Genomic DNA, 11,703 nt, shown 5'->3' with positions numbered 1-11,703 from the left:
GTAATTGCCCCTGACAAGGCTTTGAATCCGTTAAAAAAGTAACTTACATTAAGTCGATATTCATAAAGGGCGGGCTTGGCATGATATTCGTCTTACATGGTTTAATTGAATTTCCACATGATAAGACTGTTACTGAATAAATTTTTGGTCAATCTTAAGTGGCTCATGATTTGGGTTTTGGTAACTTCTCGTGTTGCCGCATCCACATTACCACTTGCCGACACCTGTCAGAACCCCAACCCGCCCGTTATCACGGGTTCGGCGAAGGTTATATGCCGTAATGAATCGGTTCAACTCTCGGCAACGGGTTGTGTCGGTACCGTTGTGTGGTCGAATGGCGAAACAGGAGCATCTATCGACGTCAAACCACAACAAACGACAAAATATACGGCCATCTGCCGCGCCCGTCCCGGTTGCATCAGTTGTTTTGCCGAGGTCTGGAAAATAACCGTGAACACACCGGACGCTCCCGTCTTGTCGAGTTCTGAAACAATAATCTGTCCGAATGAAGCGGTTACGTTAACGGCCACGAATTGCAAAGGGATCGTCCGATGGCCCGATCAAACGACGGGCGCTATCTGGACCGGTAAGTTGGCGCAGACGACCGGGTTTCAGGCTATCTGTGAACAAAACGGTTGTGTAAGCCCGCCATCGAAAAGACTCACTGTACGGGTGGACCTGCCGCAAAAACCAACCATTTCAGCCACTACACATGACGTCTGTGCTGGTCAGTCGATTGACCTCATTGCTTCAGGCTGTTTAGGAACAGTGCGCTGGACAGATGGGAGCACTGGAGCGGTTAGAACGGTTACGCCTTTTGTCGCAACAACCTACCAGGCTATTTGTCAGATTGGCGCGTGCAGGAGCGAAAGCTCGGCGCCTGTATCTGTAACGGTGCATACGGCCACTCAGGAAATGGCGCTGATCACGCCCTTAACGAATGGCTGCCCGTATCAAACCGCTGACCTGTCGAAGGTCATTACAAATAAAAATCCTGAACTCAGTAACTACTACCAGTTTCGAACCGGGCCAACGCTTAATTCGACGGCCGTACAATCGCCGGGTGCTGTAGGGGCTGGAACGTATTATATCTTTGGACGTACCCAGGACGGATGTTATACCGCACCTGTAGCCGTTGAGGTAACCATTAAGCCCTGCCAAAACGCTATTCCACCTTGTTTGAGTGATCCGGCCCGGTTGACAATCCGGCTCGATTCGCTCGACTGGGCAAAAGGGGTTGTGCGGTTAACGGCTCAACTGGGTGGCTCTGCCAGTGGGGTTAGCTGGCAAAACGATGGGGGAGGGCTGTTTACCGAGAATAGTCGTTTGGCACGATACCTCCTATCCGAAACCGATCGACAGCATAACAAGACCATATTTACCGTATCGACACCTGACCCCGACGGTGCGGGGCCTTGCGTGGGCTCTTCGGTTCAGAAAGTCATATCGGCACCAGCGAACGAAATTCTGGGCCTTAGCAAAAAAGCAGGTGAACCCGTCTGGATGACAGAAGGAGGCACTAAAGTTGTCGAGCTAACGTATCAGCTGACGGCCGTCAATTTGGGTAAGAATCCCCTGACGAATGTTCAGATCATTGATGATCTGGAGGCTGCTTTTGGGGCTTCGGGTGCCGTCGTTCGCTCCGTAACGACTCGCGCCGATAAGGGCCTGGTTATCAATCCGGCCTATACCGGGCGGGGGGCAAACACATCCCTGCTCACCAGTGGCAGCCTGGCTGCGGGTCAGCAGAGTCATGTCTGGTTAACCGTTCGATTGGATGTTAGTCAGGCCAATACATTAACGTTCAGTAATGAGGCCGTTGCTACAGGGTTAGATGTTAACGGCGGACTTTGCCTTGACCGGTCAACCAACGGCAGCGAATCTGACCCCGACAGGAACGGTAATCCGGGCGATAACAGTGAACCGACCCCGGTAACGCTTCACTCGCTTAAACCCGATGAAGCCGAAACTGTCTTTATTCCGGAAGGCTTTTCACCCAATGGAGATGGTATCAACGATCTGTTCGTGATTAAATATTTACCTGAAGGGGTATCGGTTCAGCTTGAAGTCTACAATAGGTGGGGGCATCTTGTTTACCAGAATGCCAGCTATAAAAACGATTGGGATGGTACGCCTAATCAGGGGATCAGTGTAGCGGCCGCGAAAGAGGGCTTACCCGACGGAACCTATTATTATCAGATCAAACTTAGTGACGGCCGTGAATTCGTGCGGTTCCTGACGCTGGCCCGGTAGAGAATAGCAATGGTTTTAAGGCAGATTCGTTTGCTGCATATAGTAGAAGTAAAGAGGCCGTGAGGCACGGTATCAGAGTACGGATGAACAGGAACTGGATAATATGGATTTTTGGGGGATTGCTGTGGCTAAGCTCGTTAACGGCTTGGGCACAGGCTGATTCCTTGATACAGCAAGCAAACCGACTGCTCAGTTATAAAGCTTACGGACGTGCTATTGAAGCCTACGGAGAGCTTTTGACGGAGTATGGCAAAGTGCTGAGCCCTAAACAAAAATCAACCATTCAAAGCCAGTTAGCCTTTGCCTACCAACAGGTTGGCGATAACAGCAAAGCCGAACGGTACTTCCGCGAATCGGCCGAGAGCAACGGGAGCAACGATCCTCAGCAGACCCTTCGCTATGCACAAACGCTGGTCAGCAACGGTAAAATTCAGGAAGGTCAAAAGCAGTACGAACGCTATCTTCAGCTGAAAGATAAACAGACTGAACAGGCTGTATCGCCCGCGCCACCCGCCAGTACAAACAAAGGGCCCGTTCGGTATCGGCTGGAACTCCTGTCTTTAAACTCGCAGGGCGAAGAGTTCAGTCCGGCTTTTTATCAGGATGGTCTGGTGTATGTGTCGGGAAAGAAAGGAGGAGCTACCATTGAGACCACAGGGGGCGGGGGCGGCTCGGGCTATCTCGACCTGTTTTATGTGCCGAACCGAAATAATCTGAAGGTCGCCAGCATCCTGAATGCCGATGGTACCACCACAAAGGCACCCGAGAGCCGTGCGAAGAGCAATTATACTGTTGGGCAGGATAATTACTCCCGGCCAACGGCCAACGATTCACGCACCGTGCCCAATTATTATGAGGGTATTAACATTACGGAAGGCCTGGGCTACGACGAACGGCGCATTGACCCCGCCCGTCGCTTCAGTCAAACGCTGAACACCAAATACCACGAAGGACCGGCTACGTTTTCCCGGGATGGCCTGCGTATTATTTTTACCCGTAACAACTACAACAATGGGCGGGCCAGCAAGAGCACAACCGGCGTTAATAAACTCAAGCTCTATACCGCTACGCAGCAAAATGGAGCCTGGATGAATATTGAAGAGTTACCCTTCAATAGCGATGAGTATTCGGTTGGTCACCCTACGCTTAGCCGGGATGAGCAGTTTCTATATTTTGCCTCTGATATGCCCGGTGGCTTTGGGGGAACGGACCTGTATGTGAGCCAGTATCAGAATGGACGCTGGGGCCGACCCATCAATCTGGGCGGTATCATCAACACAAAAGGCAACGAGCTGTTTCCATTTGTCGATGATGCCGGCAACCTGTATTTCTCAACCGACGGCCGAAAAGGGCTGGGGGCGCTGGACATTTTTTTTGCTACGCTCTCCAATAACACGATAGTGAAAACGGTCGATCATCTCGATGCACCGATCAATTCAAATCAGGACGATTTCGGATTTATTACCGATGGCAACCGGCGAGGGGGGTATTTTAGTAGCAATCGGCGGGATGGTAATGATGATATTTACCGGTTCGTTCGGGAGAGCTCTCTGTTTGGCTGCCGCGACCTGACGATCCGGGTCTACGATACGAATACTGACCAACCCCTCGACAGCGTTAGTGTCCTGATTAAATCCAAAGGTGAAGGGCGGCCAGACCGGACAATTATGTCAGATGCCAACGGCTTTTTACGGATTTGTCTGGAAGGCGCGAATGCCTTTACGTTTCAGGCCAGCCGGGACGGCTACATTAACAGCATGGTGGGGTTCACAACGTCGGCCATGGTAGATGATCAGCCCAGCCGACTCGAAATAGGATTGATAAAGCCTACGGTTGTTGAGGATACGATTATGGCGGCTGAATCCTCCATTAGTACCGGAACCGGGCCGCTCACTAAGTCACGCATACGGGGTGTTGTTATGGGTGGGCGCGACCGTAAGCCCATCGAAGGCGTAACCGTGCGGCTCCGGAATGAGTGCGACCGTAGCCTGCGGGAATACGTGACCAAGGCAGACGGGCGTTATGCGTTCGATGTGATCGAAGGCTGTGATTATACGCTGATAGCTTCCAAACCGGCGTTTGGGACCAATACGAACCGGATCAAGCGGCTCCCTAAAAAAACAAAGCCCAAAGAGGTATCGGCCGATTTGCGTATGCTTAGCGTAGGGGATGTTGTAACAATTGACAACATTTACTATGACCTGGACCGCTTCAGCCTTCGTTCGGATGCTGCGCGTGAACTGGATAAAGTTGTAGCGACTATGCGGAAATACCCAACGTTAATTATTGAGATCCGGTCGCATACGGATAGCCGGGGCGATGCCGAACGCAACAAAACCCTGTCGCTGCAACGGGCAAATGCGGTGGCAACTTATCTGGTCTCGAAAGGCATCAGCCGCCGACGCATGTCGACACTGGGTATGGGCGAGTCGCAGCTGGTAAATAACTGCACCGATGGTGTTATTTGTACAGATGCAGAGCACCAGCGGAACCGTCGGACCGAATTCCGGGTAGTGGAGATAAAATAAGGCTTTATCCTTCATGTTAACATTCCCGACCTGTAAAATCAACCTTGGCCTCCGCATCACTGAAAAACGACCGGATGGTTTTCATAACCTTCAATCCTGTTTTTATCCGGTCGGCTGGGGCGACGTTCTGGAAATAATACCCGCCGACCGCTTTATGTTCAGCAGCAGTGGCTTACCCATTCCCGGCGATGCCTCTCAAAATCTTTGTAGCAAAGCCTACAATTTGCTGAAAGCCGATTTTGATTTGCCGCCGGTCCAAATGCACCTTCATAAAATTGTGCCGATCGGGGCGGGTTTAGGCGGTGGATCGTCCGACGCTGCATTTACACTGACGTTGCTGAATAAGCAGTTTTCGCTCGGGTTGAGCCATACCCGGATGGAAGACTATGCGCGCTTGCTGGGAAGCGACTGTGCCTTTTTTGTTCAGAACAGACCCGTTTACTGCACCGAAAAAGGGGATGTCTTTTCTGAGATAGCCCTTGATCTGAGCGGGTATTTCATTGTTCTGGTTTATCCGAATCTGGCCATTTCAACGGCTGAGGCTTATGCGGGCATTCGACCCCGGCCCATGGAGCAATCACTACAGAAGCAGCTGGAAAATGGCATCGATACCTGGCGTGACACGATCCATAACGATTTTGAAGACAGCCTGTTTCCCCGCTACCCGATCCTGTCGCAGATAAAGGACGAGCTGTATGCGTCAGGTGCCGTTTATGCCAGCATGAGTGGCTCCGGATCAACGGTTTACGGTATTTTTCAGACACCCGTAGCGATACCAAACCAATTTTCAGCGTACCGCGTTTGGAAAGGAAATCTCTAACTCTGTTGCCGTAACCGTAGACAGAATACCGTAAACTGATTAAATGAGCAATTTGATAACGAAACGGCGGGAGCCGTTCCGATTTATGTTGTGGCTGGGTATAGCGAGTAGTGTGATGATCTTCACGATGCTGCTGGTTGCTTATGTGGTTCGCCAAACCGGGCCGGGCTGGAAAACCATAAAACTGCCCAACGTATTTCTGATTAGCACGGTCGTTATTCTGCTGAGCAGCTTCACGCTCAAGAATGCCATTCAGGCCTTTCGGCATGAACGTTTCAGCAATTATCGAACAAATATTGCGACCACCCTTGGCCTCGGTACGTTGTTCGTCATCCTGCAAGCCTGGGGATGGCGGCAAATGATCCGATCGGGGGTCGAATTGCAGGGTAATCCCGCCGGAGGGTTTGTGTACATCATTTCGGGTGTGCACTTGCTGCACATTCTGATCGGACTTATTTTTCTGGCCATCATCCTGGTAGAAGCTCTGCGACGCCGGCTTTATGTCGACTCCTTCGTGTATAGCGTTAACCCGCCAAACTGGTTAAAAATTAGGCTTATCACGCTCTACTGGCACTTTGTCGATCTGCTTTGGCTGGGTTTGTTTGCTTTTCTGCTGATTCACCACGGCCTCGACCTGCGGCTGTCTCTCTAGAGTTATCTCATTTCGGTTCTTTCTGCCGTTATTTGTTTACGATAACGTATTTCTCTAATTCATGAAACAAATCGCTCTCTGGGCAGGATTCTGGTTACTAAGTCTGGTATCCTTCGCTCAAACTGCACCTTCATCGACGCCGGGGTCAAAATATGACCCGCTCGAGCTTTTCCACCCGCTTTTCAACATGCAGCCCGGCAACGACTATCGTACCGGAAGTGGCGCCCCCGGCCCGCGCTACTGGCAGAACCGGTCTGATTATCAGATCAACGTAGCCCTCGATGATCAGCAGAACACGATAACCGGTGAAGTGACGATCACCTACAAAAATAATTCGCCCGAATCACTCGCTTACCTTTGGCTTCAACTGGATCAGAATGCCTTTAGTGACACCTCCCGTGCCGCGAAAACGACCCCTGTTTCGGGTGGCCGGTTTGGCAATCTGGGCTTTGCCGGTGGTTTAACCATTTCCAGTGTTACGGTTGAACAGGGTAAAGGCAAGTTTTCGGCTGCACCCTACACCATAACCGATACGCGCATGCAGGTACGCCTGGCCGAGCCGGTGAAAGCGAGTGGCGATGTGGTCCGGGTAAAAGTGGCCTATTCGTTCAAAATTCCGGAATACGGTTCCGATCGGATGGGGCAGCTAAAACGGAAAGACGGTATCATCTACGAGATTGCCCAGTGGTATCCGCGCATGTGTGTCTATGACGACATTGAGGGCTGGAACGTGCTGCCTTACCTGGGTGCCGGTGAGTTTTACCTCGACTACGGCGACTATGAATACAGCATCACCGCCCCCTGGGACCATATTGTGGTGGGATCGGGCGAACTGCTGAACCCTGGCGATGTACTGACTGCCGAGCAGATGAAACGTCTCGATCAGGCACGCAAAAGCGATCAGACCGTTATTATCCGTGGAAAAGATGAAGTAAAGGATGCCAACAGCCGTCCGAAGAAATCGGGTACGCTGACCTGGAAATTCCGTTGCCTCAATAGCCGCGATGTAGCCTGGGCCTCGTCGAAAGCCTTTGTCTGGGATGCCGCCAAAATGAATCTGCCCAGTGGTAAAGCCAGTCTGGCGCAGTCGGTCTATCCGGCCGAAAGTGCGACAAACGACTCCTGGAACCGCTCGACGGAGTACGTGAAGGGATGTATTGAGTTTTATTCAAAATACCTCGTCGAATTTACCTATCCGGTAGCCACCAACGTGGCGGGTATTGTGGGCGGTATGGAATACCCCGGCATTATTTTCTGCGATCATAAAGACAAGAAAGATGCGCTCTGGGGCGTAACCGACCACGAATTCGGCCATAACTGGTTCCCGATGATCGTGGGCAACAACGAGCGGAAATTCCCCTGGATGGATGAAGGCTTCAATACCTTTATCAACACCCTGTCGACGGCTAATTTCAACAAAGGGGAATATGACCGGCAGCGGGGCACGATGCATGATATTGCTCCGGCGCTGTTTTACCCTTCCGAACCCATCATGACCATTCCCGATGTACAACAGGCCCGTGCATTAGGTATTCTGGCCTATTACAAGCCGGGTATGGGATTGAAATTGCTGCGTGAAGTCATTCTCGGGCCGGAGCGTTTCGACTTCGCCTTTAAAAACTACGTGACTCGCTGGGCCTTCAAACACCCAACGCCGTACGATTTCTTCCGGAGTATGGAAGATGGTGCCGGCGAAGATCTTGGCTGGTTCTGGCGCGGGTATTTCTACGAAACGTGGAAACTGGACCAGGGTATCCGGGATGTAAAATACGTGGATGGCGCGGCCGATAAGGGATCACTGATTTCCATTGAGAACCTGGACAAGCTGGCGATGCCGGTCACCATCGAAGTAACGGAAAGCAACGGCAAAAAAGGACGCGTGAATCTACCCATTGAAGTGTGGCAGCGTGGCGGCACCTGGACGTTCCGGTACAACTCAACATCGGCGTTAAAAACCGTCGTGCTGGACCCCGACCAAAAGTTGCCCGACATCAACACGAAAAACAACACCTGGCGCGCTGAAGCGCAATAGCAGCAAGTAGTAAGTAATAAAGTGGTAAGTAGTTAAGGGGCTGACGCATGATTTGCTTGCGTCAGCCCCTTACTACTTACCACTTTATTACTTACTACTATTTTTAAACTTCCACCAGCATCGCTCCGTACGAGTACCCACCGCCGAAGACAGTGACGACGATGCGCTGGCCTTTTTTGAATGTATCCCACTGCTCTGACAGGGCAATGGCGCAACCGGCACAACCCGTGTTGCCGTAGCGTTGAATGTTGGAGATCAGTTTTTCTTCGGGCAGTTCCAGCGTTTTCATGACGTTACGCGAGATGCGGAGATTTGCCTGGTGCGGCAATACATAGTCCACATCGGCAAGCGTCAGCCCGCAGGAAGCCAGTACCTGTAAGCTGGCTTTGGGCATGTATTGACAGGCGTTAATGAATACATCACGACCGTGGGGCATGGTAACGCCCCCATCGGCCGGTTTCATCATAACACCGGTCGTGGCTTTAGGGGTATGAGCGGCACCGCCCGTCAGCAATGCTTTTATGGCAAAATCGTCTTCGCTCTGGCGCTCTTTGGTGATCAGCAAAGCCGCGGCCCCATCGCCCCACAAATGTCCCGAAATCGTGTCTGTCTCGTTATAATATAACGTGTTGTGCTCCGACACGATCACAAGTGCCCGACTGGCTTTGTTTAACGCAAAGTAGCCCTCCACCAATTCAATGGCGTTGAGCAGTGATGAACAGGCCGTTGAAATGGAAATAACAGGAATGTCGGCAATACCAAGGTAATGTTGGGCCTCGTGCGCCAGCGAAACAATGGTATCGTAGGGAGTATAGGTACCGCCCACGATCAGGTCGACGGTGGTTAGGTCAGCTTTGTCCATGAGTCGTTGAACAACCTCAATCGTCATGGTATTCGTATTCTCACCTGGGGCAGCTTTGCGTCGCTCCACAATGCCAGTGCGCTCGATAATCCATTCGCTGGACAGACCGTTGAGCTGCGTAAAATGTTCATTGCCAACTATCTGCGAAGGCAGATAATGACTTACTGCATGTATGTACATCAGACCAAATAAGTAGGACTAGTTCAGGCATAACCTGAATTAGCTCCTAAAGTTAAATCCTTCCGGGAAAACGTGGTATTGCTCATTAGAACAATCCCATAATGTATTGAATTTATTATGTTTTTGTGGGCTTTATACAGCGTTAATGTGTACATAAAACAGCCGTATAAAAGCTGGTGAGTTTGGCGGCCTCGCTGTGCCAGTTATAGAATTGGTTCGCAGCCTTCCGGCCGCGCTGGCCCATCGCCCGCGCTTCGTCAGGATGTTCGATCAAATAAGTAAGTGCATCGGCCACCTGTACCGGGTCATAGGGTGAAACGCACAAACCGCATTGGTGCCGTTCAACGATGTCACGATAAAGCGGGAAGTCAGCTGTGATGAGAGGAAGGCCAAGGGCCATATATTCAAATAATTTGGTCGTATATGATTCCGGATAATCACCAACAGGTTTTAGCAGGGCTAACCCCACGGTTGCTCCGGTAACATATGAAAAAGCGATACGCTGGTCTGTATAGCCGTAAAAACGAAGATGGTCACGTACCTGGGAGAAATGAGCCAGCTTTTCCAGATCATCGTCTGTAAAGGTACGCCGACCAAATAAATGCACAATAAATTTAGGATAGGTTATTTTCAATTTCGCAAAACCATCAATAAGGGTGTCAATGGCCCGGTCGAAGCTAAGCAGGCCGATGTAGAAGAATACCGGCTGCTTTCGGTCTGGCTGATAAGGCGTTTGAAAGGGTTGAAGAAACGAGAGCAAAGGGTAATTATAAATCACCTCGCAGGTCTTCGTAAGATGTGTGTACGTGGTCAAATAAGCGTGTTCGGTGAAGATAAAATAGAAATGGCGCCGGGCCAGCCGGTCGAACCAGTAGAAGGACGTTTCCAGCAAATACCCTTTATTGATGGTTTTCCGGTGAATTTTCCTGTATAGATTTTCCTGCACTTCATAAATCACTTTTGCTCCCAAAAACTGAAAGAGATAGGCCAGCGGAATAAGCTCCGGCATATATATGTGAACAATCCGTGGACGAAGCCACAGGCACCGCACCAGCACAAACGGACAGGTAACAAGAAGCCGCCAGATAACCCGCCGAAAAAAAGGCAGCCGAATAAAGCGAATGCCGGGAGCAACGCCCGGGTCTGCGTGAGGGAGGGCGCAATAAACTTCATACTGTAGGGCCAGTGTCTGGCATTGCTTGAAGACGATGCGCGGGTCCTGAGCTGGGTGAGCTGTACTAATGTGCAGAACGCGGATTTTTTTCATGGGCCGCAACGGGCTACTTGATGACCCCAAGCTCCCGTAGTTCCGTGTCAATTTTCTGGTTCCAGCGTTCCTGGGCCACCTGGCTTATGCTGTGGGTCGTCTCGTTATCGTACTGTGTCTGCATCCGGTTCATCTCTCTGAACGACTCAAGAAACTGGTATTGAATAATGCTGTTATAGTCTTCCAGCGTCAGACTGTCTGGGTTGATCTTGCGCTTGAACCGCTCGACAATGATCTTCGTGATGTCGAAGTGACGTTGTTCGTGGTTGAGCGCATACGCGTTCTTGGCATCGGGTCGTGCCCAGGACGACGGTTTCAGCATGTACGCTTTGGCACTCAATGTCAGTACAATAACGCCGTTTTTTACGGTACTCTTGCCTTCATACGAGAAACTGGTGAATACCTCCGCAGCATAATGACTGCCTTTACGGGGCTCCGCCTGGAAATCGGCCCAGACGAGTTTACGGGCCGGGTTGTAATGAACGGTATCATCGTCTGTAATGCGCGAGTCATCGACAAAGACAACTTGCAGGCTTTTAGCCAGTTTTTCGTTTTGTCCGCTTTCCCGTTTCATGTACTCATTCAGGCTGCGCAGGGATGCCACTAACATTTGCCGGATGGTCGACTCAATAACGTCTGTCTGACCAAGCGGACGGGTATATTTGGCGCTTCCCTGATAATCGGTCAGGCGGGTGCTGGTTGTGGTACCCGCGTCATCTTTGCCGAGGAGTTCGAAGGTTACGGCATACGTGAACTGACCCGTTACGCGGTTCCCCACGGCAGACTCGCTGACTTTACATTGCCGAATACGCATGGCAATGGGCCGCAATGCCTTGTTTTGCTTTAACCCCTGATCGATGAACCGCTGAAAGCTGGTGGCAACACCTTTGTCCAGATCTACCGCTTGTGGTGGCTGATTAAGTGCCAGAGCCAGCCGGGCAACCGATCCCCGGTCGGTGCGTTGATCTGTAACGGCGGCAATGTAAAACTCTTTTGGTGTAAACGGCAGCGACTCCGGACGGAGCCGGATAGGGTCGGGTTCGTAGGAAAATGCCACTGACCCAACTAAAAACAGCGCTAGAAAAAGCTTATTCATTCTGCCATCATAA

General features: G+C 51.1%; 8 protein-coding genes. 5 read left to right on the top strand and 3 right to left on the bottom strand.

Annotated features, from left to right (window positions below):
* Nucleotides 1-165: 165 nt before the first annotated feature.
* The 5 genes from ACYVK4_RS04065 to ACYVK4_RS04045 all read left to right on the top strand — a co-directional run bounded on the left by ACYVK4_RS04065 (nt 166) and on the right by ACYVK4_RS04045 (nt 8,285).
* Nucleotides 166-2,253 (top strand): gliding motility-associated C-terminal domain-containing protein, encoded by a 2,088-nt coding sequence (locus tag ACYVK4_RS04065; RefSeq protein ID WP_461126209.1) that lies wholly within the window; start codon nt 166-168, stop codon nt 2,251-2,253.
* Between the two features lie 164 nt (nt 2,254-2,417).
* The gene (locus tag ACYVK4_RS04060; RefSeq protein ID WP_461126208.1) at nt 2,418-4,781 is read left to right on the top strand and encodes an OmpA family protein; all 2,364 of its coding nucleotides are present in this window, start codon (nt 2,418-2,420) and stop codon (nt 4,779-4,781) included.
* A gap of 13 nt (nt 4,782-4,794) precedes the next feature.
* Nucleotides 4,795-5,601, top strand: a complete 807-nt coding sequence (gene ispE / locus ACYVK4_RS04055; RefSeq protein ID WP_461126207.1) for a 4-(cytidine 5'-diphospho)-2-C-methyl-D-erythritol kinase — start codon at nt 4,795-4,797, stop codon at nt 5,599-5,601.
* A 43-nt stretch (nt 5,602-5,644) separates the two neighbouring features.
* Nucleotides 5,645-6,253 carry a cytochrome c oxidase subunit 3 gene (locus tag ACYVK4_RS04050; protein ID WP_461126206.1) on the top strand — a complete coding sequence of 203 codons (609 nt, stop codon included), beginning with the start codon at nt 5,645-5,647 and terminating at the stop codon, nt 6,251-6,253.
* A gap of 61 nt (nt 6,254-6,314) precedes the next feature.
* Nucleotides 6,315-8,285, top strand: a complete 1,971-nt coding sequence (locus ACYVK4_RS04045) for a M1 family metallopeptidase (protein ID WP_461126205.1) — start codon at nt 6,315-6,317, stop codon at nt 8,283-8,285.
* Nucleotides 8,286-8,388: 103 nt separating this feature from the next.
* Here the strand turns inward: ACYVK4_RS04045 and ACYVK4_RS04040 are convergent, their stop codons facing one another.
* The 3 genes from ACYVK4_RS04040 to ACYVK4_RS04030 all read right to left on the bottom strand — a co-directional run bounded on the left by ACYVK4_RS04040 (nt 8,389) and on the right by ACYVK4_RS04030 (nt 11,690).
* Nucleotides 8,389-9,327: a 3-oxoacyl-ACP synthase III family protein gene (locus tag ACYVK4_RS04040; protein ID WP_461126204.1), complete on the bottom strand. Its 939-nt coding sequence runs from the start codon at nt 9,325-9,327 to the stop codon at nt 8,389-8,391.
* 142 nt (nt 9,328-9,469) lie between these two features.
* Nucleotides 9,470-10,594, bottom strand: a complete 1,125-nt coding sequence (locus tag ACYVK4_RS04035) for a glycosyltransferase (RefSeq protein ID WP_461126203.1) — start codon at nt 10,592-10,594, stop codon at nt 9,470-9,472.
* Nucleotides 10,595-10,607: 13 nt separating this feature from the next.
* Nucleotides 10,608-11,690 carry a hypothetical protein gene (locus tag ACYVK4_RS04030; RefSeq protein ID WP_461126202.1) on the bottom strand — a complete coding sequence of 361 codons (1,083 nt, stop codon included), beginning with the start codon at nt 11,688-11,690 and terminating at the stop codon, nt 10,608-10,610.
* Between the last annotated feature and the right edge of the window lie 13 nt (nt 11,691-11,703).

The organism is Spirosoma aerophilum, assembly GCF_054782495.1.
The sequence above is the reverse complement of the archived record's forward strand: the minus strand, read 5'-3'. Positions and strand labels throughout refer to the sequence as shown.

Coding starts and splice junctions, on each gene's coding strand:
- ACYVK4_RS04030 (WP_461126202.1), bottom strand. CDS start 11,690: ATGAATAAGCTTTTTCTAGCGCTGTTTTTAGTTGGGTCAGTGGCATTT.
- ACYVK4_RS04045 (WP_461126205.1), top strand. CDS start 6,315: ATGAAACAAATCGCTCTCTGGGCAGGATTCTGGTTACTAAGTCTGGTA.
- ispE (WP_461126207.1), top strand. CDS start 4,795: ATGTTAACATTCCCGACCTGTAAAATCAACCTTGGCCTCCGCATCACT.
- ACYVK4_RS04065 (WP_461126209.1), top strand. CDS start 166: ATGATTTGGGTTTTGGTAACTTCTCGTGTTGCCGCATCCACATTACCA.
- ACYVK4_RS04035 (WP_461126203.1), bottom strand. CDS start 10,594: ATGAAAAAAATCCGCGTTCTGCACATTAGTACAGCTCACCCAGCTCAG.
- ACYVK4_RS04050 (WP_461126206.1), top strand. CDS start 5,645: ATGAGCAATTTGATAACGAAACGGCGGGAGCCGTTCCGATTTATGTTG.
- ACYVK4_RS04040 (WP_461126204.1), bottom strand. CDS start 9,327: ATGTACATACATGCAGTAAGTCATTATCTGCCTTCGCAGATAGTTGGC.